This is a genomic window from Micromonospora echinospora (assembly GCF_900091495.1).
GTDB lineage: Bacteria > Actinomycetota > Actinomycetes > Mycobacteriales > Micromonosporaceae > Micromonospora > Micromonospora echinospora.
Map to the genome: position 1 here is coordinate 3,161,468 of NZ_LT607413.1, position 24,747 is coordinate 3,186,214.

General features: G+C 71.2%; 20 protein-coding genes and 2 pseudogenes. 13 read left to right on the forward strand and 9 right to left on the reverse strand.

The window, feature by feature from the left end; all coding sequences use genetic code 11:
- Nucleotides 1–41: 41 nt before the first annotated feature.
- The gene (gene pssA / locus GA0070618_RS14665) at nucleotides 42–962 is read left to right on the forward strand and encodes a CDP-diacylglycerol--serine O-phosphatidyltransferase (protein ID WP_088985532.1); all 921 of its coding nucleotides are present in this window, start codon (nucleotides 42–44) and stop codon (nucleotides 960–962) included.
- Between the two features lie 53 nt (nucleotides 963–1,015).
- On the opposite strand, the gene GA0070618_RS14670 is transcribed toward pssA, so the two are convergent.
- From GA0070618_RS14670 to GA0070618_RS14680, 3 genes and pseudogenes are all read right to left on the reverse strand, one after another.
- Nucleotides 1,016–2,269, reverse strand: a complete 1,254-nt coding sequence (locus GA0070618_RS14670; RefSeq protein ID WP_088982132.1) for a phosphatidylserine decarboxylase — start codon at nucleotides 2,267–2,269, stop codon at nucleotides 1,016–1,018.
- Nucleotides 2,270–2,719: 450 nt separating this feature from the next.
- Nucleotides 2,720–2,935, reverse strand: a pseudogene (locus GA0070618_RS35355) (hypothetical protein); the annotation flags it as partial.
- Nucleotides 2,932–4,463 (reverse strand): annotated as a pseudogene (locus GA0070618_RS14680) (PspC domain-containing protein). The pseudogenes GA0070618_RS14680 and GA0070618_RS35355, both read right to left, overlap by 4 nt.
- Nucleotides 4,464–4,701: 238 nt before the next feature.
- Here GA0070618_RS14680 and GA0070618_RS14685 point away from each other — a divergent pair.
- The 7 genes from GA0070618_RS14685 to GA0070618_RS14715 all read left to right on the forward strand — a co-directional run bounded on the left by GA0070618_RS14685 (nucleotide 4,702) and on the right by GA0070618_RS14715 (nucleotide 12,897).
- A complete protein-coding gene (locus GA0070618_RS14685) occupies nucleotides 4,702–5,901 on the forward strand; it encodes an ATP-binding protein (RefSeq protein ID WP_231931741.1) in 1,200 nt (399 codons plus the stop codon).
- A gap of 2 nt (nucleotides 5,902–5,903) precedes the next feature.
- Complete coding sequence (locus GA0070618_RS14690) at nucleotides 5,904–6,578, forward strand: response regulator (protein ID WP_088982134.1); 675 nt, start codon at nucleotides 5,904–5,906, stop codon at nucleotides 6,576–6,578.
- A 458-nt stretch (nucleotides 6,579–7,036) separates the two neighbouring features.
- On the forward strand, nucleotides 7,037–8,671 hold the full coding sequence (locus GA0070618_RS14695; RefSeq protein ID WP_088982135.1) for a peptide ABC transporter substrate-binding protein: 1,635 nt from the start codon (nucleotides 7,037–7,039) through the stop codon (nucleotides 8,669–8,671).
- 102 nt (nucleotides 8,672–8,773) lie between these two features.
- Nucleotides 8,774–9,835, forward strand: a complete 1,062-nt coding sequence (locus tag GA0070618_RS14700; protein WP_088982136.1) for an ABC transporter permease — start codon at nucleotides 8,774–8,776, stop codon at nucleotides 9,833–9,835.
- A gap of 71 nt (nucleotides 9,836–9,906) precedes the next feature.
- Nucleotides 9,907–10,851 (forward strand): ABC transporter permease, encoded by a 945-nt coding sequence (locus GA0070618_RS14705; protein ID WP_172900296.1) that lies wholly within the window; start codon nucleotides 9,907–9,909, stop codon nucleotides 10,849–10,851.
- A 5-nt stretch (nucleotides 10,852–10,856) separates the two neighbouring features.
- The gene (locus GA0070618_RS14710; RefSeq protein WP_088985534.1) at nucleotides 10,857–11,894 is read left to right on the forward strand and encodes an ABC transporter ATP-binding protein; all 1,038 of its coding nucleotides are present in this window, start codon (nucleotides 10,857–10,859) and stop codon (nucleotides 11,892–11,894) included.
- The gene (locus GA0070618_RS14715) at nucleotides 11,887–12,897 is read left to right on the forward strand and encodes an ABC transporter ATP-binding protein (protein ID WP_088982137.1); all 1,011 of its coding nucleotides are present in this window, start codon (nucleotides 11,887–11,889) and stop codon (nucleotides 12,895–12,897) included. Before GA0070618_RS14710 ends, GA0070618_RS14715 begins: the two co-directional genes overlap by 8 nt.
- Nucleotides 12,898–13,098: 201 nt before the next feature.
- Here GA0070618_RS14715 and GA0070618_RS14720 read toward each other — a convergent pair whose 3' ends face one another.
- The gene (locus GA0070618_RS14720; RefSeq protein WP_088982138.1) at nucleotides 13,099–13,446 is read right to left on the reverse strand and encodes a chorismate mutase; all 348 of its coding nucleotides are present in this window, start codon (nucleotides 13,444–13,446) and stop codon (nucleotides 13,099–13,101) included.
- Nucleotides 13,447–13,828: 382 nt separating this feature from the next.
- Here GA0070618_RS14720 and pcrA point away from each other — a divergent pair, with 382 nt between their 5' ends.
- Entirely contained in the window at nucleotides 13,829–16,246 is a 2,418-nt protein-coding gene (pcrA, locus tag GA0070618_RS14725) for a DNA helicase PcrA (RefSeq protein ID WP_088982139.1), read from the forward strand.
- Nucleotides 16,247–16,571: 325 nt separating this feature from the next.
- On the opposite strand, the gene GA0070618_RS14730 is transcribed toward pcrA, so the two are convergent.
- Together GA0070618_RS14730 and GA0070618_RS14735 are read right to left on the reverse strand one after the other, a co-directional pair.
- Nucleotides 16,572–17,285: a M23 family metallopeptidase gene (locus tag GA0070618_RS14730; protein WP_231931899.1), complete on the reverse strand. Its 714-nt coding sequence runs from the start codon at nucleotides 17,283–17,285 to the stop codon at nucleotides 16,572–16,574.
- A 358-nt stretch (nucleotides 17,286–17,643) separates the two neighbouring features.
- Entirely contained in the window at nucleotides 17,644–18,360 is a 717-nt protein-coding gene (locus GA0070618_RS14735) for a M23 family metallopeptidase (protein ID WP_088982140.1), read from the reverse strand.
- A gap of 405 nt (nucleotides 18,361–18,765) precedes the next feature.
- Between GA0070618_RS14735 and GA0070618_RS14740 the strand changes: the two genes are divergently transcribed.
- From GA0070618_RS14740 to sucD, 3 genes are all read left to right on the forward strand, one after another.
- Nucleotides 18,766–19,170, forward strand: a complete 405-nt coding sequence (locus tag GA0070618_RS14740) for a cobalamin B12-binding domain-containing protein (RefSeq protein WP_088982141.1) — start codon at nucleotides 18,766–18,768, stop codon at nucleotides 19,168–19,170.
- Nucleotides 19,171–19,684: 514 nt separating this feature from the next.
- Complete coding sequence (gene sucC / locus GA0070618_RS14745; RefSeq protein ID WP_088982142.1) at nucleotides 19,685–20,863, forward strand: ADP-forming succinate--CoA ligase subunit beta; 1,179 nt, start codon at nucleotides 19,685–19,687, stop codon at nucleotides 20,861–20,863.
- A gap of 2 nt (nucleotides 20,864–20,865) precedes the next feature.
- The gene (gene sucD, locus GA0070618_RS14750; protein ID WP_088982143.1) at nucleotides 20,866–21,753 is read left to right on the forward strand and encodes a succinate--CoA ligase subunit alpha; all 888 of its coding nucleotides are present in this window, start codon (nucleotides 20,866–20,868) and stop codon (nucleotides 21,751–21,753) included.
- A gap of 121 nt (nucleotides 21,754–21,874) precedes the next feature.
- Here the strand turns inward: sucD and GA0070618_RS14755 are convergent, their stop codons facing one another.
- Nucleotides 21,875–22,135 (reverse strand): hypothetical protein, encoded by a 261-nt coding sequence (locus GA0070618_RS14755; protein ID WP_088982144.1) that lies wholly within the window; start codon nucleotides 22,133–22,135, stop codon nucleotides 21,875–21,877.
- A 160-nt stretch (nucleotides 22,136–22,295) separates the two neighbouring features.
- On the opposite strand from GA0070618_RS14755, the gene GA0070618_RS14760 reads away from it, so the two are divergent.
- On the forward strand, nucleotides 22,296–23,609 hold the full coding sequence (locus GA0070618_RS14760; RefSeq protein WP_088982145.1) for a cell division protein PerM: 1,314 nt from the start codon (nucleotides 22,296–22,298) through the stop codon (nucleotides 23,607–23,609).
- Between the two features lie 112 nt (nucleotides 23,610–23,721).
- Here GA0070618_RS14760 and GA0070618_RS14765 read toward each other — a convergent pair whose 3' ends face one another.
- Both GA0070618_RS14765 and GA0070618_RS14770 read right to left on the reverse strand, forming a co-directional pair.
- A complete protein-coding gene (locus GA0070618_RS14765) occupies nucleotides 23,722–24,399 on the reverse strand; it encodes a DUF4190 domain-containing protein (protein WP_088982146.1) in 678 nt (225 codons plus the stop codon).
- Between the two features lie 34 nt (nucleotides 24,400–24,433).
- Nucleotides 24,434–24,727: a CD225/dispanin family protein gene (locus tag GA0070618_RS14770; protein WP_088982147.1), complete on the reverse strand. Its 294-nt coding sequence runs from the start codon at nucleotides 24,725–24,727 to the stop codon at nucleotides 24,434–24,436.
- Nucleotides 24,728–24,747 lie beyond the last annotated feature (20 nt).

The following is a 24,747-nucleotide window of genomic DNA, read 5'->3' on the forward strand; positions in this document are numbered from 1 at the left end:
CTGACAGTCCGCGCCCCGCAGGCCGCCGCTGGGCGGGGCCGCTGCGACGCAGCAGTACGTTCGCTCGCCAGGTGCTGCTGGTCCGGGTGGGACGCCGGGACGGCGACCCCCGCCACACGACCGACGTGGCCCTGCCCGAGCGCCGTTACGCCGACCGGCTGCGCCGGCGGTACGCCTCGGACCGGTTGAACCGGGCCGAGATCGAGGCCGTCATGCCGGTCAGCCCGGCGATCGCCCCGACGACACCGGTGGACGACACCCCGGCGCGGTCGATCCCGCTGCTCCCCGGTGAGCGCACGGTCGCTCGGCGGGCGAAGTTCGCCCTGGTCAACGCGTGCACACTGGCCAGCCTCATGCTCGGCGTCACCGCGATCTTCCTGGCCATGCAGGGCGAGGTACGCCTCGCGGCGGTGCTCCTGATCGCCTGCGTCGCCTTCGACGGACTCGACGGGGCGTTGGCCCGCAAGCTCAACGTGGCCAGCCCGTTCGGCGCGCAGATGGACTCGCTCGCCGACATGTGCTCGTTCGGCATCGCGGCTCCGATGGTGGTCTACGCCTCGCTGGCCGGCGCGGTTCCCACCGCGGCTGCCGCGCTCGCCTGCGCCCTGGTCGCGGCCTGTGCCGCGATCCGACTGGCCCGGTTCAACGTCTCGCCGAAGGACGGCCGGTTCTTCTGCGGGGTGCCGACCACCATGGCCGCGATGGTGCTGGCGCTCGCCGTTGCCATCGACCTTCCGGTGCCTCCGGTGGTCCAGGTCGCCGGGGTCGCCCTGCTCGCCTTCGCCATGGTCTCCAGCTTCCCGTACGCCAAGCTGGCCCGACTGATCAAGATGCCGGCGTGGCTGTGGCTGGCCCCGGTGATCGGTGCCCTGGTCGACCCGCGGCTCACCTTCGCCCTGGTCGTGGTCGCCTACCTGGCCAGTGGACCGCTGCTCTGGCTGCACCAGCGCCGGACCGCCTGACCCGAGACGACGAGAATGGGGTGCCGCGACGTCGCGGCACCCCATTCTCGTCCTCAGCGCCAGCGGGCGATGACCGAGGAACCGCCGACCACCTTGTCGCCCGGTCCCACCAGGGGGTCCGCCGCCTCGGCCGGCAGGTAGACGTCGGTCCGCGAGCCGAACCGGATCAGGCCGAAACGCTCGCCCCGGGCCAGCAGCGAACCGACCGGAGCGCGCTGCACGATGCGCCGGGCGATCAGGCCGGTACGCTGTGCGACCACCACCGTGCCGTGCTCGGTGTCCAGCACCGTGTACGCGGCGACGTTGTGCTCGGCCTCCGGCTTCATCGCGTTGGCGAAACCGCCGTCGGCGACGAAGTAGTCGACCACCTTGCCGGCCACCGGGGACCGGTTGACGTGCACGTCGAGCACCGACAGGAAGACCGCGACCCGCAGCCATTCGCCCGCGCCGAACCGCTCGTCGTGCAGCCGCTGGACGGAGAGCACCCGCCCGTCGGCGGCGGCGACCACTGCCGACGGGTCCTCCGGGACGTCCCGCTCGGGGTCCCGGAAGAACGCCGCCACCGGGGCGGCGGCGAGCGCCGGCACCAGCCACAGCTTCGACTTCGGCCGGACCGCCCTGGTCAACGCGGCCAGCCCGAGGGCGATGCCGGCGGCGGCCACCCCGTTGGAGTCGATGTGCATGTCACGGGTCAGCGGCACGCTCGACGGCCGGTACGCCGGGGCGAGCCGGGCCGCCATCGCCGCGTCGACCGCCGTGAACCGGAGCCGGTGCACCCGGACCGGCGGCTGGTTGCGCAGCACCAGGTCGACCCCGACGCCGTGCAGCGCACCCTGCCGGTCGAGTTCGGCCGCCGCGCCCGCGGTCCGGCCCGGACCGGCCGGCGTCGCCACGCTCAGCACGCCGCCCTCGGCGAGGTACTTGGTCAGGCCGTCCAGCGTCGCCCGGGCCTCCTCGCCGGTGCCGACGAGCGCCTCGCCGACGATCATGACGTCGGCGGCCTCGGCCTCGGCCAGGGTGTCGACGACCCGGACCCGGTCGGCGACCCAGCTGCCCAGCGTCGCCACGTGGCTGCGCAGCTCGGCGGGGCTGGTCGACCCGGCCGGCACCACGGTGAGGCGGTCCCCGGGCAGCAGCGCCTCGATCGCCACGGCGAGGACCGGGGCGTCCGGGGTCACGCCGACCAGCAGGGCGGCCTTGCGGTCGTCGCACCGGGCGAGTTCGGCGGCGAGGGTACGCGCGGCGCGCTCGCCGATGCGTACCTCACCGAATCGGCCAAGGCTGCGCACGGCGGGGGACTGAGTCATGTCGGACGGGCTCCTAGCAGCATCGGGACGGAAATCGCAGCGGAGGGGCCGGGACGGCGCGGACGAGGCGTGCCGGCGGCGGAAGCGAGGTCTCCACCAGCCAGCATAGGCGGCACGGAGCAACGGTCCCACCGGCGCGGCTGCGCTCCGGTCCTCCGGGCACGGTCAACCGTCGCCGTCTCCCCGGCGGGCACTGTCACCGACCTCCCCTCGGCCGTCCGGCGGCCGGTCCGGGTCCCCGGCGCCCCCGGGCAGCGGGATGCCCGGGGCCGGCGGAACCGCCGAGATTGGCGGTATCTCCGAGATCGGCGGAATGTCCGAGGGCGGCGGGACCGCCGGGATCGGCGGTATCTCCGAGATCGGCGGGCCGGTCGAGGCCGGCGGGAGATAGGCCATCGGTGGGGTGCGCGAAGCCGGTGAAACGCTTGAGGCGGACGGCGGCGGGCTACCGGGGGAGCCGGCGGTGGGGCCGGCGTCCGCCGACGAGCGGGCCGCGCGCAGTGCGCCCAGCAGACCCAGCACGCCGACCACGACGAGCGCGCCGGCCAGGAACCAGCCGATCGGCACCACCAGGCCGAGCAGTTGCGCCAGCAGCCACCAGGCCGCGGCGGCCAGGAAGAGCAGCCCGAAGGTCAGGGACAGCAGGTCGGTGCGGTGGGCTCTCACCGGGTCACCTCCAACGCGCCGGCGTTGACCTGGATGAACAACCGCAGCGTGCCGCCGCCCGCACCGTCGGCGCCCAGGTCGGTGGACTCACGCACCCGGCGGTCGAGACCGCTGGAGCCGACACCGAAGATGACCGCGTCACCGGCGTGCACCTCGGCGTGGGTGATCACGTCGACGTTCGGTGGCACCAGCACGGTCGCGTCCCCGAAGGAGATGATGACGGTGGTCCGGGTGTCCCGCTGTGCGAAGTCCACCGCGCGCAGGTCCAGCACCGCGTCGCCGAAGGTGTTCTCGTACCGGGGGGCGAGATCCTCGTAGCTCGCCGGGGTCCAGGTCACGTTCCCGTTCATCCTGCGCCACTCCTCGAACGACTCGACCGCGGTGACGAAGCCGAGCGCCGCGGAGGTGACCAGCCCCAGCGCGATCAACCAGCGGGCCCGGCCGAACCAGGCGCCCACGAGCAATCCGAGTCCGATGGTGGCCAGCGCCGCCGCGAAGTACGCCGACGCGCTGACCCGGACCACCCCGATCAGGTCGAGGACGGCGACCACCCCGCAGGCGAGGAAGACCAGCGAGAACGTCGCCGGGCCGAGCGGTGAGCGCTCCCGGGGACGCTTCGGCGCCGGCCGGGGGGCGGGGGCGGCGGTGCGGGCGGTGGAGGGTTGGAGCGGGCGTACGGGCCGTGCGGGGCGAAGGGCGGGCGGTATCCGGGCGGGGTGGACGCGAGGGCGACCGGTGGCAGTGGCCCGGCCGGGGGCAGCGGCGCCGGTGGGGTCGCGGCGGCCAACGGTTCCGGGGCCGGCCAGCGGGGGGCCTCGGGGAACACCGGTCCGGGAGCCGGCGACCACGGCGGGGTGGGGGCCGGCGCGGACACCGGTACCTCCGGCCGGGTCGTCGTGGGCGGTACCGGACCCGGGGCGGGGTGGGCCACCGGGGGCACCGGCCCCGGCAGTGGCGTCGTCGGCGGTTCGACGGGCGGCGGGGTGCGGCGAAAACGGTCGCGGGCGGGGTGGTCCCGGTTCAGCAGCAGCGCCCCGCCGATCAGGATCGCCGCACCGAGCAGCACGGCCCGGAAGGCGTCCGTCACGATGTAGCCGAAACTCACCGCCACCAGGATGCTCAGCACGATCACCGTGATCGGGGACATGCTCGACCGGCCCCGGCCCAGCATCGACTCCACCGGGGATGCGCTGTCCCCCTCGCCGGGGATGATCAGCCAGGCCGAGACGTAGATCAGGATTCCGACGCCACCGAAGAAGCCGAGCACGGCGAGGAGCACCCGCCACAGCACCGGGTCGGTGTTGGTGGCCCGTCCGACCGCCGCGCAGACCCCGGCCAGGTAACGCCCCTCCCGGGGGCGGACCAGGCCGTACCGTGAGGTGAAGCCGACCCCGCCAGGGACGGCTTCCGGTCCTACGGGGGGCGGCCCGGCGTGCGACGTCGCGGTCGCGCTCCCGGCCGGTGGCGACGGTGGTACGCCCGGCTGGGTCGCCTCCGGGCGGGGCGACCGGGCGGGTTCCTCGGTCATACCGGTAGATCCTGCTAGGTGTCGGGACGGGTCGTCGTCGGGACCCACCCTGAGCGCACCCTGAGATCCGGGAACCCGGAAACTCGGGGGCGTCCCCGTGGCCCCGCGACCGTGGCGCGTGTGACGATCGGTGACGGCGCCGCAGCGAACCGACCGGCGTCGGACCGTCGCGACCAGGGAGCCCGCGATCAGTACCGTTACCCAGCCCCCCCGTCTCTACCGGGCCCGCGAGCACCGGATGGCCGTGGGCGTGGCCGCCGGCATCGCCGACCACATCGGCGTCTCGGTCGTACGGGTGCGGATCGCCTTCATGGTCCTGCTCGGCCTGAGCGGGCTCGGCCTGCTCCTCTACGCCGCGTTCTGGGCGGTGGTCCCGGTCCGGCCGGGGGACACCGCCACGCCGCCCCGACGGGACATCGCGCAGCTGCTGCCGTTCGTGGTGATCGGTCTGGCCGTGCTGCTGGTGCAGATGCAGCTCTTCGACTCGGTCGGTGTCGCCGGGACCGCCGGCTGGCTGGTCGCCATCATCGCGGTCGGCGCGGGGGTGATCTGGCACCAGTCCCCGGAACGCCGTGGCCAGGCCAACGGGTCCCTGCCGCTGCCCTGGCTGAGCGCGGTGGTGGAGGAGACCGACCGGCGGGCCTTCGTGCTCCGTTTCATCGGCGGTGGGGTGCTCGTCGCGGTCGGCATCATCGGCGTCGCGGCGGTGTACTCGCCGGTGCAGAACGTCGACGCCGTCATCAACGGGGTGATCTTCGCGCTGGTCGGGCTGGCCGGCGTCGGGGTGGTGGCCGCGCCCCTGCTCTGGCGGACGTTCAACCAGCTCCGCTCGGAGCGGGAGGGGCGGATCCGGGAACAGGAACGCGCCGAGCTGGCCGCCATGATCCACGACCAGGTCCTGCACACCCTCGCTCTGATCCAGCGCAACGCCGCCGACGTCAAGACGGTGCAGCGACTCGCCCGGGGGCAGGAACGGACGCTGCGCAGTTGGCTCTACAAGCCGACCGCCTCACCCACCGAGCGCTTCGCCGCCGCGCTCGAACAGGCGGCAGCCGAGGTGGAGGACACCTTCGGGATCACCGTGGAGGCGGTGGTGGTGGGCGACCAGGAGACCGACGAGCGGGTGGGCGCGCTGGTCGCCGCGGCCCGCGAGGCGATGGTGAACGCGGCCAAGCACGCCCGGGTGCAGACCGTCTCGCTCTACGCCGAGGTGGAGCCGGACCAGGTCAGCGTCTTCGTCCGGGACCGGGGTGTCGGGTTCGACCAGGAGACGGTGGATGATCACCGGCACGGGGTACGAGGTTCCATCATCGGGCGGATGAAACGGCACGGCGGGCGGGCGGAGATCCGTTCCGGGCCGGGGGAGGGGACCGAGGTCCGGTTGATCCTGCCGGTCTCCGGGAACGGCAACGGCGCTACGGCGGAAAGGGACAGGTGACCATGTCCGAGCAGGTCGAACAGGCAGGCGTTCACGACGGGCGGCTGCGGGTCTTCCTCGTCGACGACCACGCGATGTTCCGTGCCGGCGTCCGGGCCGAGTTGGGCGCGCACGTCGAGGTGGTGGGGGAGGCGAGCACCGTCGCGGAGGCGGTGGCCCGGATCGCGGCGGCCCGACCCGACGTGGTGCTGCTGGACGTGCACATGCCCGACGGCGGCGGCCGGGCCGTGCTGGAGGCGGTGCGACGTTCCCACCCGCAGGTGCGGTTCCTCGCGTTGAGCGTGTCGGACGCCGCCGAGGACGTGATCGGCCTGATCCGGGCCGGTGCCCGGGGTTACGTGACCAAGACGATCTCCCCGGACGAGCTGGCCGCGGCGATCCGTCGGGTGGCCGACGGTGACGCGGTGTTCTCGCCCCGGCTGGCCGGGTTCGTGCTGGACGCCTTCGCGGCCCGGCCGGACACCCCGGTCGCCGATCCGGAGCTGGACCAGCTGACCAACCGGGAACGCGAGGTGCTGCGGCTGCTGGCCCGGGGGTACGCGTACAAGGAGATCGCGAAGGAGCTGTACATCTCCATCAAGACGGTGGAGACGCACGTGTCGAACGTGCTGCGCAAGCTCCAGATGTCCAACCGGTACGAGCTGTCCCGCTGGGCGGCCGACCGCCGGCTGGTGTGACCGGACAGGCCGCCCGGTGCGGTGCCGGGGGCGAACGCCGATAATCGGGTGCCGAACGGTCCGGCGTGCCGGACAATTCGCGGCGCCTGGCGGTACGTCACGTCACCTCGGTACCCTCGTCCGACCAGGGGCGGAGAGTGCCCGCACAGTCGAATCCGCCCTCATCTGGACGGGTGGAAAACAGCGCGCTTCCGTGGCGCTGCGGAGCGTGACGGTGCTCACGCGGTGAAGCTCCCTGCTGACGGTGCCGTCTGTGGTGATGCCCGCTGACCAGCGCTGCGGAACCGGTCAGGGCGCGACGGCCGGTGCGGATCACGGCTCGACGCGGGCCGATGTCGGCACCGTCCCGGCCGGGTATCGGCTTGATAACACCGCTTTCCGCTGTGGCGCATCTGGTGTCACAGTGGCAACCACCTCACAACCCCCTCGTGAGCCGAGCGCCCTGAGGAGGCACTCCCATGCGCGGGAAATTCCTGAAGGTGGCGGTCGCTGCGACCGCCACCGCCATGTTGGCCACCGCATGCAGCGGTGGTGGCGACGACGACCCGTCGGACTCCGGCAAGAGCGGTGGTGAGCTCCGCGTCTACGCGTCGGAGCCGGCGTTCCTGCTGCCGTCCGCTGCGGACGACGAGCCGTCGCTGTACGTGATCCGTCAGATCTACCGTGGTCTGGTCAAGTACAACGCCGAGACCGGTGCCCCGGAGAACGACCTGGCCGAGTCGATCGAGTCCCAGGACCAGAAGCTCTGGACGATCAAGATCAAGGACGGCTACACCTTCGACAACGGTGAGAAGGTCAACGCCGACGCCTTCATCCGGTCGTGGAACTTCGCGGCGTACGGGCCGAACGCCCAGAACAACGCGTACTTCATGAAGCGGATCGCCGGGATCAAGGACGTCTCGTCCGAGGACCCGGACGGCGAGGGCCCCAAGAAGGCCCCGGAGCCGAAGGCCAAGGAGCTCTCCGGCCTGAAGAAGGTCGACGACCTGACCTTCACCGTCGAGCTGACCGAGCCCTTCTCCGGCTTCCCGACCACGATCGGCTACCCGGGCTTCTCCCCGATGGCCGAGGCGTGCATCGCGGACAAGGACAAGTGCAACGAGACGCCGATCGGCAACGGCCCTTACAAGATCGAGGGCAGCTGGCAGCACAACGTCGGCATCACCGTCGTCCGCAGCGACAGCTGGAAGGGCGACCCGGGCAAGCCGGACAAGATCAACTACCGGATCTTCGCCGACGTCGACGCCGGCTACGCCGCCTTCCAGGCCGGTGAGCTGGACGTGCTGTACACCCTGCCGCCGGCGCGGTACAAGGAGGCCAAGGCCACCTACGGCGACCGCCTCTACGAGCAGCCGAGCGACAGCTTCACCTACGTCGGCATGCCGATCTACAACGAGAACTTCAAGGACAAGCGGATCCGCCAGGCCATCTCGATGGTCATCGACCGCCAGTCGATCATCGACGCCGTCTTCAACGGCCGGTTCACCCCGGCCAGCGGCTACATCGCGCCGTCCTTCGAGGGTGCCCGCGAGAACGCCTGCCAGTACTGCAAGAAGGACGTCGAGAAGGCCAAGCAGCTCCTCGAAGCGGCGGGTGGCTGGAAGGGCGGCAAGCTCCAGCTCTGGGCCAACGCCGGCGCCGGCCACGACGCCTGGCTCCAGGCCGTTGGTGACCAGGTCAAGGCCGCTCTCGGCATCGACTACGAGCTGAAGGTCAACCTGCAGTTCGCCGAGTACCTGGAGACTGCGGACAACCGGAAGTTCACCGGCCCGTTCCGTCTCGGCTGGAGTGCTGACTACCCGTTCCTGGAGAGCTACCTCGCCCCGCTGTACAGCACCGGTGCGGACAGCAACAACTCCACCTACGCGAACCCCGAGTTCGACGCCCTGCTGAAGCAGGGTGACGCCGCCAACTCGATCCAGGAGGCGATCCCCTTCTACCAGAAGGCGGAGGACCTGATCCTGGAGGACCTGCCGGTCATCCCGATGTGGTGGGGCAAGGTGGGCGCGGTCTACGGCGAGAACGTCGACAAGTTCGTCTGGAACGCCGTCGCGGACGCTGACTACGGCCAGATGACGATGAAGCAGAGCTGAGCTTCACTTCCCTGATCTAGCCGTAGGACACGACGTGGCGGCAACGATCTCCCTACGAGGGAGGACGTTGCCGCCACGTCAGCGCCGAGAGGAGAAACAGACATGGGGCGCTACGTCATCCGACGGTTGCTCCAGTTCATACCCACCGTGCTGGGCACCATGTTCCTGCTGCACTACCTCACCTCGCTGGCGGTCCAGTTCAGCGGGAACCCGGTCCGGGCGCTGTTCGGCGACCGGACGCCGCCGGAGTCGGTGCTGAACGCTCTGACCGAGCGGCTCGGCTACGACGACCCGTGTCTGGACCGGAAGGGCGACCCCTGCCTCTGGCGCGCAGCCGAGAACGGCAGCGGTTGGCTCGGCACCGGTCTCGAGCCGGGGCTCTTCTTCGACCGGTTGGAGGGGATCTTCCTCCACTTCGACTTCGGCGTTAACCTCCGTCAGTACGAGGTGACCGACCTGGTGGCGGACGCCATGCCGTTCACCGTGAAGATCGTCGTCATCGCCATCCTCTTCGAGGCCGTCGTCGGCATCATCGCCGGCGTGCTGGCCGGTCTGCGCAGTGGCAGCTTCACCGACTACCTCGTCAAGATCTCCACGGTCTTCATGATCTCGGTGCCGATCTTCGTGCTCGGCGTCCTGATCCGGGAGTTCATCGGGGTCAAGTTCGGCAACATCCTGCGGGACCAGACCTGGGTGCCCGATGTTCTCGCCAACGGTGTCTTCAGCCCCGGCTACAAGCCCGACTACCCCTGGGCCAGCCTGGTCATCCCGGGTCTGGTGCTGGGTGCCACCGCGCTGGCCACCACTGCCCGGCTGACCCGGACCAGCATCATGGAGAACATCCGGGCCGACTTCGTCCGTACCGCCAAGGCCAAGGGTCTGAAGAACAAGCGGGTCATCGGCGTGCACACGCTGCGCAACTCGCTCATCCCCGTGGTCACCCTGATCGGTGTCGACATCGGCGGCCTGCTGGGCGGGGCGGTGATCACCGAAACGATCTTCAACGTGCCGGGTATCGGTCGTCTGGCCGCCTTCGCCGCCCGGACCGGCGAGTCGTCGGTGGTGGTCGGTGTGGTCACCATGCTCGCCCTGGTCTTCATGATCGCCAACCTGCTGGTCGACATCCTCTACGCGGTGCTGGACCCGAGGATCCGCTATGAGTGACCGGCGACGGACACGCGGCGGACCGTCGGGGTCCCGCCAGTCGGCAGGTCGAAGCGAAACGAGGTGTGGAGATGAGTGACCTGAGCAGCGCCGGCACCGCGATGAGCGGTGACTCCTCGGCCGCCACCGCGGTGGCCGGCGCGCCGAGCCCGGACAAGGGCGGCAAGGTGCGTAGCGCGAGTCTCTGGGCGGACGCCCGGCGGCAGCTGGTCCGTGACCCGATCTTCATGGTCGCCGCGCTCTACATTCTCGTCGTCGGTTCCATGGCGGTCTTCCCGAAGCTGTGGACCAGCCAGGACCCGCGGGACTGCGACACCGCCCGGTCCCGGATTCCCCCGAGCGGCGACCACCCGTTCGGCTTCGACATCCTTGGCTGCGACTACTACTCGCACGCCATCTACGGGGCCCGCCCGTCGATGACGATCGCGTTGCTCGCCACCCTGGGCATCGTGGCGGTCGGTGGTCTCTTCGGCCTGCTCGCCGGCTACTACGGCGGCTGGGTCGACTCGATCATCTCCCGGGTGATGGACATCTTCTTCTCGCTGCCGTTCCTGCTCGGCGCGATCGTGTTCCTCACCGTCATCAAGCGGCAGAACGTGATAACCCTCGCCATTGTCCTGGTGGCGCTCGGCTGGCCCACTATCGCCCGGATCATTCGAGGTAGCGTGATCTCTTCGAAGGATCTGGACTACGTGCACGCGGCGAAGGCGGTCGGTGCCGGCCACGGTCGGCTGATGTTCCGGCACATCCTGCCGAACGCCATCGCGCCGATGATGGTCTACGCCACGATCATCCTCGGGTCGTTCGTCGCCACCGAGGCCACCCTGACCTTCCTCGGTGTCGGCCTCCAGCCGCCCGCGCAGTCCTGGGGCATCATGATCAGCGCCCACCAGGTCTACTTCCTGGAGGACCCGTGGCTGCTGCTCTTCCCCTGTGGGCTGTTGGTCGGCACGGTGCTGTCCTTCATCCTCATGGGTGACGCCCTGCGTGACGCCCTCGACCCGAAGTTCCGGTGAGCAGCATGACTACTGACGTCAACGTCAAGATGGACGCTCTGCCCGGCCTCGACCCCAACGCGCTTCCGCTTCAGGTCAAGAACCTTCAGGTCGAGTTCCGTACCCGCAACGGCATCGCCAAGGCGGTAAACGGGGTCAGCTTCGACGTCGCTCCGGGCGAGACCCGGGCGATCCTCGGCGAGTCCGGTTGCGGCAAGAGCGTGACCGCCCAGGCGATCATGGGCATCCTGGACACCCCGCCCGGCTTCGTCACCGGCGGCGAGATCCTCTACCGCGGTGTGGACCTGCTCAAGCTCCCCGAGGAGCAGCGGCGCAAGGTCCGCGCCAACAAGATCGCCATGATCTTCCAGGACGCGCTCTCCGCACTGAACCCGGTCTTCACCGTCGGGTTCCAGCTCAGTGAGCTGTACCGCAAGCACCGGGGAATGTCCCGCAAGGACGCCAAGGCGCGCGCGGTGGAGTTGCTCGACCTGGTCAAGATCCCGGCGGCGAAGCAGCGGGTGAACGACTTCCCGCACCAGTTCTCCGGCGGTATGCGGCAGCGCGTCATGATCGCCATGGCACTGGCCCTCGACCCCGAGGTGCTGATCGCCGACGAGCCGACCACGGCGCTCGACGTGACCGTGCAGGCCCAGATCATGGCGCTGCTGGCCGAACTCCAGCAGGAGCGGAACATGGGTCTGGTGCTCATCACGCACGACATGGGCGTGGTGGCCGACGTGGCGGACCGGATCTCGGTCATGTACGCCGGCCGGGTGATCGAAGAGGCCGGCGTCAACGAGATCTACGCCAGCCCGGCGCACCCGTACACCAAGGGCCTGCTGGAGTCGATCCCCCGGCTCGACCTCAAGGGCCAGGAGCTCAGCGCCATCAAGGGCCTCCCGCCGGTCCTGACGAACATCCCGCCGGGCTGCTCGTTCAACCCGCGGTGCCGGTACGCGCAGGACGTCTGCCGGAAGGACCCGTCGCCGCCGCTGTACACGGTGTCGTCGGACCGGACGGCCGCCTGCCACTTCTGGAAGGAGGTCAAGGGCGATGAGTGACCTCGTGCTCGAGACCCGTGACCTGGTGAAGCACTTCCCGCTGACCAAGGGCATCGTCTTCAAGAAGCAGATCGGGGCGGTCCGCGCGGTCGACGGGATCAACATCGAGCTGCGTCGGGGCGAGACCCTGGGCATCGTCGGCGAGTCCGGCTGCGGCAAGTCGACCCTGGCCCGCCTCCTGGTCGGCCTGGAGACGCCCACCTCGGGTGACCTGTTCGTGCAGGGTCGGAACATGTCCAAGGTGGGGGCGTCGGAGCGGCGGCGCGGCCGGCGCAACATCCAGCTCGTCATGCAGGACCCGTACACCTCGCTGAACCCCCGGATGACCGTCGGTGACATCATCGGCGAGCCGTTCGAGGTGCACCCGGACGTGGTGCCGAAGGGGAAGCGGCGGGCCCGGGTGCAGGAGCTGATCGACCTGGTCGGGCTCAACCCCGACCACATCAACCGGTATCCGCACCAGTTCTCCGGCGGCCAGCGGCAGCGCATCGGCATCGCCCGGGCGCTGGCGCTCAACCCGGAGATCATCCTCTGCGACGAGCCGGTCTCGGCGCTGGACGTGTCGATCCAGGCCCAGGTGGTCAACCTGCTGGAGAAGCTCCAGAACGAGCTGGGGCTGTCGTACATCTTCATCGCGCACGACCTGTCGGTGGTCCGGCACATCGCCGACCGGGTCGCGGTGATGTACCTCGGCAAGATCGTCGAGATCGGCACCGAGGACGAGATCTACGAGAACCCGACCCACCCGTACACCCAGGCGCTGCTCTCGGCGGTGCCGGTCCCCGACCCGAAGCTCCGTGGGCTGCGGGACCAGATCGTCCTGGCCGGCGACGTGCCGTCGCCGGCCAACCCTCCGTCGGGCTGCCGGTTCCGCACCCGGTGCTGGAAGGCGCAGGACATCTGCGCCGAGCAGGTGCCCGCCCTGGAGGCACGCGAACACTCCGCTCACCCGAGCGCCTGCCACTTCGCGGAACCCCGCGACGTGGTGCACGCGGTCGAGTAGCACGCAGACGCCGCTGATCCGGCCACCCGTACCGGGCCAGCGGTGAAAGGAAGTGCCTCCTCAGTATCCGGGGCGTCGGTCGTCAGACCGGCGCCCCGGATCTGTGTCGACCGGCGTCCGCCAGCGGCGTGGGACCCTCGCCGGAGCCGACCGGCGTCCGGCGGTGGGACCCGCCCCCGGCGGCGCGCGCCGCCCGGACGGTCAGAGCGGTCCGCGACCGGCGCGGAGCAGCAGGAGGGCGAGCTGGACGCCGTCGGCCCCCAGCGCCGTCCGGAACCGCTCCAGGATCGCCTGCTCCCGGGAGAGCACCAGCCGGGTTCCGCCGGAGGCGATCCGGGTCCTGCCGACCTGCTGCGACAGGCCGGCCCGCTCCTGCCAGAGCTCGATCAACCGTTGGTCGATCTCGTCGATCCGCTCCCGGATGGCGACGATCCGGGCCGCCGCGTCCGGCTCCTGCGTGCCGGTCTGCGCCTCGACCGGGGCCTCCTGGCCGCCCGGACGCGTCGTACCGGCCGACTCGCCGTTCTGCTCCACCACGTCTGTCATCATCGGGTACCTCTCGCACAGTGGTGCCCGGTGCCCGGATCCCGGGACGACAATGCCCCGGACTCCAGGAGCCCGGGGCATTCGTAGGTCTGATCGATCAGGCGCGACCTGCGGCTGCCGGACTCCCGGAGCCGTAGTAAAAGGAGAAGCACTGACCGAACACGCCGTCGAGTATGCCCACCCGGTGACCCGGGGCGCAAGCGTTCCGCAATTCGGCCGTATCACCAGCAGGAGCGGGGCGCCCGCGCCCGGGTGGTAGCAGGGGCCCCCTGCTACCACTTTCTGCGTAGCAGGGGACCCCTGCAACCACGTCGGCGGCACCGGCGCGCGGCGGAGCGGCACCGCGGACGGAAGTGTCGGTCCGGCGGCATAGACTCGCCCTGCGATGCATGCTCTCTTCGAAATCCCGCCGTCCCAGTCCGCGCCGGCCTCCCCGTCCGCCGTGCCCTCCCGCGCGGGCTCCGGACCGGCCCGGTCCGATCCGGAGAGCCTGCTCGCCGGGTTGAACGGCCCGCAGCGGGATGCGGTCACCCACGCCGGGTCACCGCTGCTGATCGTGGCCGGCGCCGGCTCGGGCAAGACCCGGGTGCTGACCAACCGGATCGCCTACCTGCTCGCCGCGCGGGACGTGCATCCTGGCGAGATCATCGCGATCACCTTCACCAACAAGGCCGCCGGCGAGATGAAGGAGCGGGTGACCGCCCTGGTCGGCCCGCGTGCCCGGCTGATGTGGGTGTCGACGTTCCACTCCGCCTGCGTGCGGATCCTGCGGGCCGAGCACGAGCACGCCGGGCTCAAGTCGACCTTTTCCATCTACGACGCCGACGACTCCCGCCGGCTGATGCAGCTGGTCGCCCGCGAGCTGGACCTCGACCCGAAGCGTTACCCGGCCCGGGGGCTGGCCGCCCAGGTCTCCAACCTCAAGAACGAGCTGGTCGACCCGGAGGCGTTCGCCGACCGGGCCAAGGGGCCCAACGAGCGGGCGCTCGCCGAGGCGTACACGCTCTACCAGCGGCGGCTGCGCGAGGCGCACGCGCTGGACTTCGACGACCTGATCATGACGACGGTGCACCTGCTCCAGTCGCACCCGCACGTCGCGGAGAGCTACCGCCGCCGGTTCCGGCACGTGCTGGTCGACGAGTACCAGGACACCAACCACGCCCAGTACGTGCTGATCAAGGAACTCGTCTCCGGCACCGAGGGGATCGAACCGGCCGAGCTCTGCGTGGTCGGTGACGCCGACCAGTCGATCTACGCGTTCCGGGGCGCGACGATCCGCAACATCCTGGAGTTCGAGCGGGACTTCACCGACGCCCAGACGATCCTGCTGGAGCAGAACTACCGCTCCACCCAGACCATCCTCAGCGCGGCCAACGCGGTCATCGACCGGAACACCTCCCGCAAGCCGAAGCGGCTCTGGAGCGACGCCGGGGCCGGCGAGCAGATCGTCGGGTACGTCGCCGACACCGAGCACGCCGAGGCGGACTGGGTGGCCCGTGAGATCGACCGGCTGGTCGACGCGGGCGAGACCCGCCCCGGCGACGTGGCGGTCTTCTACCGCACCAACGCCCAGTCCCGGGTCTTCGAGGAGGTCTTCATCCGGGTCGGCCTGCCGTACAAGGTCGTCGGCGGGGTGCGCTTCTACGAGCGCAAGGAGGTCCGCGACGCACTGGCCTACCTGCGCGCGGTGGTGAACGCCGACGACACGGTCAGCGTCCGCCGGATCCTGAACACCCCGCGCCGGGGCATCGGGGACCGGGCCGAGGCGTGCCTGGAGGCGCTGGCCGGCCGGGACCGGATCTCCTTCGGCGCCGCCCTGCGCCGGGCGAAGGACGCCCCCGGCATCTCCACCCGGGCGGCGAACGCGATCACCGAGTTCGTCGCCCTCCTCGACGGAGTGCGCGAGCTGGCCGCCACCGGCACCCCCGAGGAGGCGCTGGAGGCCCTGCTGACCCGTTCGGGCTACCTGGCCGAGCTGGAGGAGAGTCTGGACCCGCAGGACGCCGGCCGGGTGGACAACCTCCAGGAACTGGTCAGTGTCGCCCGGGAGTACACCGAACGGGTCGAGGCGCTCGGCGCCGAGGGGGAACGGGCCACCGTGGCCGGTTTCCTGGAACAGGTCGCCCTGGTCGCCGACGCCGACCAGATCCCCACCGACGACCCCGACCACCAGGGCGTGGTCACCCTGATGACCCTGCACACCGCCAAGGGCCTGGAATTCCCGGCGGTCTTCCTCACCGGTCTGGAGGACGGCGTCTTCCCGCACCTGCGTTCGCTCGGCGACACCCGGGAGCTGGAGGAGGAGCGGCGGCTCGCGTACGTCGGCATCACCCGGGCCCGGCAGCGTCTCTACCTCTCCCGGGCGGTCACCCGCACCGCGTGGGGACAGCCGGCCTACAACCCGCCGTCGCGCTTCGTCGAGGAGCTGCCGACCGAACTGGTCCGCTGGGAGCGGACCGAGGGCTCGTACACCTCCTGGGCCGGCGGGGGCGGCGGTGTCGGCGGCCGGGCGGGCGGCGGCGACCGGTCCGGCGCCGGCCGGGGCGGCGGTTTCACCGGCGGTACGCCGCGCGCGACGCAGCTCGCCAAGCGGCTCGGCGTGGACGGCAGTCGCCTCGCCACCGCCAGCGAGCTGCCCCAGGCCCCGAAGGTGGCGGTCGGCGACCGGATCAACCACCAGCGCTACGGGCTGGGTCGGGTGACCGCGGTCGAGGGGCACGGGCCGGGCGCGCGGGCGCAGATCGACTTCGGCGACCAGAAACTGTGGCTGGTGCTCCGGCACGCCCCGATCGAGAAGCTCTGACCGGCGCGGGGTGGGCTCGCCGGCGCCGGGCCGGGCGAAGCCCGTTCCGGCGGCCTGAGTGATCCAGCCTGAGTGGTCCAGCCTGAGTGATCCAGCCTGCGTGATCCGGCGGAGTGATTCGGCCTCAGCCAGCCGACCAGGATCTCCCGGCGCGGCCCCGGCCCCGGCTCCGCACGCTGTCGTGCCGAGCCGGGGCCGGGCGGCACGGGTCGTCCGGGTCCGCACCGTGTGCTGCCCGGCCCGCCCTGACGGCGCGTGACCCGTCCCCGCTCGGGCGGCACGTCGTCGAAAGGCAGCAGTTCGCCGCCGGGCCCTCGGCCCTGGGTCAGCAGCCCAGGTCGACGCCGCGCGCCCGCATGAACGGTGCCGGGTCGATCTGGTTCCACATGCCGCCCTGGTGCACCTCGAAGTGCAGGTGCGGACCGGTGGAATCGCCGGTGGAGCCCTCCCGGCCGATGGTGGTGCCGGCGCTGACCTTCGTCCCGACGGAGACCGCCGTCGAGTTCAGGTGGGCGTAGTGGGTCAGGTAGCCGTTGCCGTGGTCGACGAAGACCGAGATGCCGTATCCGTCACCGGCGTCGCCGGCCTTGGTCACCGTGCCGGCGGCGACGGCCCGGACCGGCGTGCCGGCCGGGAGGGCCAGGTCGATGCCGGCGTGCAGGGTGCCCCAACGCGGCCCGTAGCAGGACGTGACCGCCGCGCCGGGCATCGGGTTGACCCAGGATGCCTTGGGCTTGGCGGTGGCCGTCCGGGTGGGCTTCGGGGCGCTGGTGGCCTTCCTGGTGGGCTTCGGGGTCGCGCTGGGGCTGGGACTGGCCGAGGTCGGGGCGGGTGTCGGGGTGGCCGGGGTGGCCGCGGGGGTGACCGGTGGGCGTTCGGCGCGGTCGGCCCGGGCGGCGGCCTCGGCGCGGTCCTGCGCGTCCAGGGCGACCGGGGCGGGGGCGGGGGAGTCGTCGGAGCCGGTGGCGATCACGGTGGCGCCGGTGAGGCCGAGACCGACCAGGGCCGCCGCACCCGCCACGAGGTAACGGGTCCGGATCCGGTGCCGCCAGGGGCGTCCGACACCGGGTTCCGTGGCCTCGTCACGGGTGTTCTGGTTCTGGCTGAAGCTGTTCTCCTGCACGGTGACCTTCACAGTCGAGAGGGCTACGGGACCCGGAAATCCTCAACCGACCCGCCGACGGGGGTGGTCCGGGGTTCGGCCGTGACCCCGGGAGCGAACAGCGTCCGTGCCCGACTATGTCCCGATACCATGCCGTACGTACCGAAAAATGATCATGCTGTGGAGTGGGGCCGGTCACACCTCACTGAGTGACGCAGCACACTTTCCGCGTCGCGCGGGCACAGAAAACCGCCCGGATCTGGTGATCCGGGCGGTGATCGGTCGTTGCAGTACGTCAGGACGCAGTCACGTCGCTGTAGATTGCCTCGACTTGTAGCTTGATGTCCACTCCGCGGTCCTGGAGCCACGGCACCGGGTCGAGCGGCTCGCCCTTGACGTGGACCTCGACATGCAGGTGGGAGCCGTAGGAGTGGCCGGTGTTGCCGACCAGGCCGAGCTGGTCGCCCGCCTTGACCTGCTGCCCCTCCTTGACGCTGAGCTGGGAGGAGTGGCCGTAGATCGCCTCGCTGCCGTCGGCGTGCCGGACGATCACCGTGTAGCCGTATCCGCCGTACCAGCCGGCCTTGGTGACCGTGCCGTCGTGGATGGAGACGTACGGGGTGCCCTCCGGGGCGACCAGGTCGACGCCGGTGTGCAGCTCGCCCCCGCGCATGCCGTACGGGGTGGTGAACTCGTAGCCCTGGAGGGGCAGCAACCAGACCTCGGGCTCGGCGGCCTCGTCGGCGGCCAGGCGGGTGGTGTCGCGGCTGGCGCGGTCGTCGGCGCTGGCCCGGTCGGCGAATTCCTGGCTGGTGACCGATGCCTGCCGCAGCTCGTCGAGGACCGAGGGGCTGACGCCCTTGGCGTCGGGCATCGCGCTGGCGCCGAGGGCGACGACGCCCGCGCCGACGAAGGCAGTGGTGACGACGGCGGCGTAGCGGCTGCGGGGCGGGGTGGGTACGCGGCGGCGGCCGCGATATCTATCGGGCTCATCCAACAGCTGCTGGCGCACGCACACCCTCCGTTGTCGGGTTTCCGATGCGACCTGGTCGGGTTCGTGACGCTGAGATGAACTCCGGCTGGCCGCGTCGTCACCCGTCCGTGGACCTGATGACAACCGTGGACACGGTAGCCAACCCCCGGACGCCCCACAAGCCGGAGCGCCAACTTAAAGTTTTCTTTTGTCCGGTTGAGTGACGCATTAGGGGGATTCGTTACCTTTGCTATTCGCCCTCGTTACTGCCCTTTCGTTGCTCTCCGTCATCACTACGCTGCGCATGTCCGGCTGGCGTGAGGCATGCCACCCGTCGATGGATCGTCGGCCGGATTTCCCGGCCGCGATCCGTCGGTTACCGTTCGTTCAGGTGATCTGCCGCCGAGCCTGTGGAACCGCTGAGCCTGTGAGAGGTGTGCGCTGATGAGCTCTCGAATTCGGGTCGTCGTCGCCAAGCCGGGGCTGGACGGGCACGACCGGGGCGCCAAGGTGGTCGCACGGGCCCTGCGCGACGCCGGCATGGAGGTCATCTACACCGGACTGCACCAGACGCCGGAGCAGATCGTGGAGACGGCGCTCCAGGAGGACGCCGACGCGGTCGGGCTCTCCGTCCTCTCCGGCGCGCACATGACCCTCTTCCGCCGGGTGTTGGAACTGCTCGGCGAGCGGGACGCCCGGGACGTCGTCGTCTTCGGCGGGGGGATCATCCCCGAGGCCGACATCCCCGAGCTGGAGAAGCTCGGCGTGGCCAAGATCTTCACTCCGGGAGCCACGACCCAGGCGATCGTCGAGTGGGTCCGGGGCAACGTCGCCCAGCCGGTCGGCTGACAACCCGGGCGAGGAACAAGCGGCCCTGCGCGGAACGCTGGCGGGAGGCCGGAAAGGCCCGACCGGTGGGAGAACCCCACCGGTGAGCGTCCCGGGCGGAAACCGCACCGGGGCGAACGATCGGCAGACGGGGGGAGGGACCGGACGCACCCCTCACACGTCCGGCCCCTCTATGCACGATGCCCCGCCGCCACCCCTCGACCGACAGGGCATCGGCCGTCTCCCGTCATCGCGCTGACCAGCGCTCCGACACTTCTCTCAACGACCCCACACACCAGCGGTTACGCCCCGTCGCGGCAACTTTTCGCCGCTTACCCGCCCCCACCGGCGGAGTCCGGCGTTCCGCACATCGCTGTGCGTTTCCGCACACCACGCACCCGCTCGGTTGCCGGCGGTGGCCTTCTCGTTAGGCTGCCGCAAACGGCCTGTCTTCTGTGACGGCAGGCGTCAAGCTTTTTCCAACGCTGGTGGCGGCGCGACGGCGCGCCGCGGAGACGGGACGGGACGCGCAATCGTGGACCTGTACGAGTACCAGGGGCGGGACCTGTTCGAGCGGCACGGACTGCCCGTGCTCGCCGGCGGCGTCGCCACGACCCCGGAGGAGGCACGCGCGATCGCCGAGCGCCTTGGCGGCCGGGTGGTCGTCAAGGCCCAGGTGAAGGTCGGTGGCCGAGGCAAGGCCGGCGGCGTCAAGTTGGCCGAGGGGACGGACGAGACGGTGGCCCGGGCCACCGACATCCTCGGCATGGACATCAAGGGTCACACGGTCCACAAGGTCATGATCACGGTGACCGCGGACATCGCCGAGGAGTACTACTTCTCGTACCTGCTCGACCGCGCGAACCGCACCTTCCTGTGCATCGCCAGCGTGGCCGGCGGCATGGACATTGAGCAGGTCGCCGCCGAGACCCCGGACAAGGTCGTCAAGACCCCGATCGACGCCAACACCGGTGTGGACGAGGCCAAGGCGCGGGAGATCGTCGAGGCCGCCGGGTTCCCGGCCGACGTCGCCGACCAGGTGGTCGCGATCGCGGTCCAGCTCTGGCAGGCGTTCGTCGCCGAGGACGCCACCCTGGTCGAGGTGAACCCGCTCGCCCGTACGGCCGACGGCAACGTGCTGCTGCTCGACGCCAAGATCACCCTCGACGAGAACGCCGCGTTCCGGCACCCGGACCACGAGGCCCTGGTCGACCAGGCGACGGTGGACCCGCTGGAGCAGCGCGCCAAGGAGAAGGACCTCAACTACGTCAAGCTCGACGGCGAGGTCGGCATCATCGGCAACGGCGCGGGTCTGGTCATGTCGACCCTCGACGTGGTCGCCTACGCCGGTGAGCGGCACGGCGACGTCAAGCCGGCGAACTTCCTCGACATCGGCGGCGGCGCGAGTGCCGCGGTGATGGCGAACGGACTGGAGATCGTCCTGTCCGACCCGTCGGTCAAGAGCGTCTTCGTGAACGTCTTCGGCGGCATCACCGCCTGCGACGAGGTCGCCAACGGCATCATCCAGGCCCTCGCCCTGCTGGAGCAGCGTGGCGAGAAGGTCACCAAGCCGCTCGTGGTCCGCCTCGACGGCAACAACGCGGAGGCCGGTCGGGCGATCCTCGACGGCGCGAAGAACCCGCTCGTCGAGCGGGTCGACACCATGGACGGTGCGGCCGAGCGGGCCGCCGAGCTGGCGGCTGCGGGGGTCTGACAATGGCTATCTGGCTGACCAAGGACTCGAAGGTCATCGTCCAGGGGATGACCGGTTCCGAGGGTTCCAAGCACACCCGGCGGATGCTCGCCGCCGGCACCAACGTGGTCGGTGGCGTCAACCCGCGCAAGGCCGGGCAGAGCGTCGACTTCGACGGCACCGAGCTGCCGGTCTTCGCCAACGTGGCGGACGCCATGAAGGAGACCGGGGCGGACGTCACGGTGATCTTCGTACCGCCGCAGTTCACCAAGGGCGCGGTGGTCGAGGCGATCGACGCCGGCATCCCGCTGGCCGTGGTCATCACCGAGGGCGTCCCGGTGCACGACACCGCCGCCTTCTGGGCGTACAACACCGCCCAAGGGGAGCGCACCCGGATCATCGGGCCGAACTGCCCGGGCATCGCCTCGCCGGGGGCGTCCAACGCCGGCATCATCCCGGCCGACATCACCGGCTCCGGCCGGATCGGCCTGGTCAGCAAGAGCGGCACGCTGACCTACCAGATGATGTACGAGCTGCGTGACATCGGCTTCTCGACCTGCGTCGGCATCGGTGGCGACCCGATCATCGGCACCACCCACATCGACGCGCTGGCCGCCTTCGAGGCCGACCCGGACACCGACGCCATCGTGATGATCGGTGAGATCGGCGGTGACGCCGAGGAGCGGGCCGCCGAGTTCATCAAGGCGAACGTGACCAAGCCGGTGGTCGGCTACATCGCCGGCTTCACCGCCCCGCCCGGCAAGACCATGGGACACGCCGGCGCCATCATCTCCGGCTCGGCGGGCACCGCCGAGGCGAAGAAGGAGGCGCTGGAGGCGGTCGGCGTCAAGGTCGGCAAGACGCCGACCGAGACCGCCAAGCTCATGCGGGAGATCATGTCGGCCAGCTGAGCCGAGAGCGCACCGACGGAGGGGGACGACCGCACGGTCGTCCCCCTCCGCGTCGCGGTCCTCCCGGCGGCACCGCTCCCTGCCGGCGGCCGGTGTGGCGCCGAGGACGGCGTCCCGGTCGTCAGTCGTTGCCGATCGGGTAGTTCCCGGTAGCCCGCAGGACCGCGCTGCCGATGATGTTGATCACGCCGAAGGCGATGGCCAGCCAGCCCAGCACCTGTGACTGTCCGTACCGCCGGGCGTCCCGGATCGACAGGTACCCGAAGATGACCCCCAGGATGCCGCAGCACAGCAGGCCGAGGACGATGCCGAGCACGCCCCAGAGGGTGGTCCGGTCCTTGCCGGCTGCGGACGGCGGGGGCGGTGCGTAGGGAGCGGACACGACTTCCTCCGGACGGTCGGGGCCGCGACCGCGGAAGGCCGCGCCTGCGCCGAGGTTAGACCGGGTGTAGCGTCCCGGGCGGAAGGATCACCGAACTCATCGGTGATCGGCCGGGTTATCGGACTGCCCCCGCTCGTCCGGCGTGCCAGAGTGGAACCCGATGTCCTCCGTCACCCCTGATCAGCCTCGCCGTCCCGCTGGCGTCGATTCCGACGACCGGCCGGGTGGTCGTGCCGGCCCGGTTCCCCGGCCGCGTCCCCGGCGTCCCGGAGGGGCCGACCGGGCGGACGCCCCCCGTCGTCGGCGCGCCCCGCTCGCCGTCGCCGCCGTGGTGGCCGCCGGCTGGGCCGCCCTCACCTCGTACCTTCCGGTAGCCGTGGTGCTCGGGTTGATGCAGCTCAGCGAGGACGCCGCGTCGGTGGTCGGCGCGCTCCGCGCCGGCCTGGCCGGCTGGCTGCTCGGCCACGGGGTGCCACTCGACACCGGCGCCGGCCCGCTCGGCCTCGCCCCGCTGGCCCTGACCGCGCTGGTCGTCTGGCGGTTGACCCGGGCCGGGGTGCACACCACCCGGGCGCTGGGCGCGCGGGGCGTCGGGGAGGTCCGTCCGGCGTTCGTCGCGGCGGGCGCGGTCGGTCTCGGGTACGCGCTGCTCGGCGTGCTCGCCGCACTCGGCGCCGACACCGCCGGGACGAGCCTCTCCCCGCTGCGGGCCGGGGTGAACCTGGGGCTCGTCGGTGTGGCCGCCGCCCTGGTGGGCGCGCTGCGGACGACCGGTGCTCCCGACCGGCTGCTCCGGCGGGTGCCCACCGCGCTGCACGACGGGGTCCGCACCGGCCTGGTCGCCGGACTGCTGTTGGCCGGGGCGGGCGCGGGGGCCGCCGGACTGGCCATCGCTACCGGTGGTGGCGACGCCGCCGACATGATCGGCGCCTACCGGACCGGGGTGGCCGGGCAGGCCGGGATCACCCTGGTCAGTCTCGCCTACGCGCCGAACGCCGCGATCTGGGCGACCAGCTACCTGCTCGGCCCCGGGTTCGCCGTGGGCACCGACACGGCGGTACGCACCAGCGAGGTCTCCGTCGGCGCGCTGCCGGCCGTACCGCTGCTCGCCGGCCTGCCGCGCGGGCCGGTCGACGGGCTCGGCGCGTTGCTGCTCGCGGTGCCGGTCCTGATCGGGATGGCGGCCGGCTGGCTGCTCGCCCGCCGCCTGCTCCGGTCGGCGGCCGACGACCGGACGCCGCTTCACTGGGGGCCGCTGCTCGGCACGGCGGCCCTCGCCGGGCCGGTGGCCGGTCTGCTGGTGGGCGCGGCGGCGGCGGTCTCCGGTGGCCCGCTCGGCGGCGGCCGGCTCGCCGAGGTGGGTCCGGTCGCCTGGCAGGTGACCGCCGTGACCACCGCGGTCGTGGCGGTCGGCGCGCTGCTCGGAGCCGCCGCCACCCGTGCCTTCACCCGCCAGCCCGCCCCCCGTCCCTGATCCCGGGTCCAGGGCCAGCCAGCCCCGCGGTGAACCCGGATCGGGCGGTCAGACGGCGGCGGGGCGCCCGGAGGACTTCCGGACACCCCGCCTGTGGGCCACACATCGCTGGTCAGGACAGGTTCAGCGAGTTCAGGTTCAGCGCGGCACCGAGGATCGCGTTGGCCAGACCGAGGACGATGCCCACCGCGCCGGTGATCAGGGCGGTCGTCGCCTGGCCCTTGTTGTCGGCCAGCCCCTGCTCCGCCTTCTTCTGGCCCATCACGCCCAGCACCACACCGGCGATGCCGAGGATGATGCCGAGGAAGGCGCAGCAGATCGCGAAGACGATCGAGGTGATGCCGAGGATCATCCCGATCAGGCCGAGGTTGTTGTTCTGCGGCGTCACACCGTACTGGCCGTACTGCCCGGCCGGGTAGCCCGGCGCCGCGCCGTAGGGCTGCTGCTGCGCGTACGGGTCCCCGTACGGCTGACCGGAGGCGGGTTGGCCGTACGGCCCGCCCGAGGTCGGCGGCTGCCCGTACGGCTGCCCCGAGATCGGCTGCCCGTACGGCCCGCCCGAGGTCGGCGGCTGACCGTACGGCTGCCCGGAGGCCGGCTGACCGTACGGCTGGCCCGAGGTCGGCGGCTGACCGTACGGATCCTGCGGCTGCTGACCGTACGGGTCGTGCGACGGCTGGCCGTAGGACGGCTGCGCCGGCTGACCGTACGGGTCGGAGTACTGCGGCGAGGTGGGATCCGAGGGCGGCTGCTGGCCGTACGGGTCCTGGCCGGGGTTGTCGGGCTGCACGGGCTGCGCTCCTTGCTGTGCGGCGTTGGGAGGGTCAGACGGTTGTGTCGGTGCCCATCAGCGACCCGAGGCCACCCAGCAGGCAGCAGATCAGGACGATGACGTACCAGGAGAGGCCGACGATGAGGGCCCACTTCGACCACTTCTTGCTCTCCGCCGCAGCGGCCTGGGCCGCCGCGTAGTTACCCTGCTGCACCAGCGGGTTGACCTTGGAGGCGTTGATCAACGCGGGGATGGCGAGCGGCCAGAAGAGGAAGATGGCCACGATCGACATGGTCATGTTGTTGTCGATCTGCTGCGGCGGCTGCTGGGGGTATCCGGGCTGCATGGGGTGAACTCCTTGATCGG

Coding starts and splice junctions, on each gene's coding strand:
- GA0070618_RS14695 (WP_088982135.1), top strand. CDS start 7,037: ATGCGCGGGAAATTCCTGAAGGTGGCGGTCGCTGCGACCGCCACCGCC.
- GA0070618_RS14760 (WP_088982145.1), top strand. CDS start 22,296: ATGTCCTCCGTCACCCCTGATCAGCCTCGCCGTCCCGCTGGCGTCGAT.
- GA0070618_RS14770 (WP_088982147.1), bottom strand. CDS start 24,727: ATGCAGCCCGGATACCCCCAGCAGCCGCCGCAGCAGATCGACAACAAC.
- GA0070618_RS14690 (WP_088982134.1), top strand. CDS start 5,904: ATGTCCGAGCAGGTCGAACAGGCAGGCGTTCACGACGGGCGGCTGCGG.
- sucD (WP_088982143.1), top strand. CDS start 20,866: ATGGCTATCTGGCTGACCAAGGACTCGAAGGTCATCGTCCAGGGGATG.
- GA0070618_RS14720 (WP_088982138.1), bottom strand. CDS start 13,446: ATGATGACAGACGTGGTGGAGCAGAACGGCGAGTCGGCCGGTACGACG.
- GA0070618_RS14700 (WP_088982136.1), top strand. CDS start 8,774: ATGGGGCGCTACGTCATCCGACGGTTGCTCCAGTTCATACCCACCGTG.
- GA0070618_RS14705 (WP_172900296.1), top strand. CDS start 9,907: ATGAGTGACCTGAGCAGCGCCGGCACCGCGATGAGCGGTGACTCCTCG.
- GA0070618_RS14710 (WP_088985534.1), top strand. CDS start 10,857: ATGACTACTGACGTCAACGTCAAGATGGACGCTCTGCCCGGCCTCGAC.
- GA0070618_RS14740 (WP_088982141.1), top strand. CDS start 18,766: ATGAGCTCTCGAATTCGGGTCGTCGTCGCCAAGCCGGGGCTGGACGGG.
- pcrA (WP_088982139.1), top strand. CDS start 13,829: ATGCATGCTCTCTTCGAAATCCCGCCGTCCCAGTCCGCGCCGGCCTCC.
- GA0070618_RS14715 (WP_088982137.1), top strand. CDS start 11,887: ATGAGTGACCTCGTGCTCGAGACCCGTGACCTGGTGAAGCACTTCCCG.
- GA0070618_RS14685 (WP_231931741.1), top strand. CDS start 4,702: ATGGCCGTGGGCGTGGCCGCCGGCATCGCCGACCACATCGGCGTCTCG.
- GA0070618_RS14670 (WP_088982132.1), bottom strand. CDS start 2,269: ATGACTCAGTCCCCCGCCGTGCGCAGCCTTGGCCGATTCGGTGAGGTA.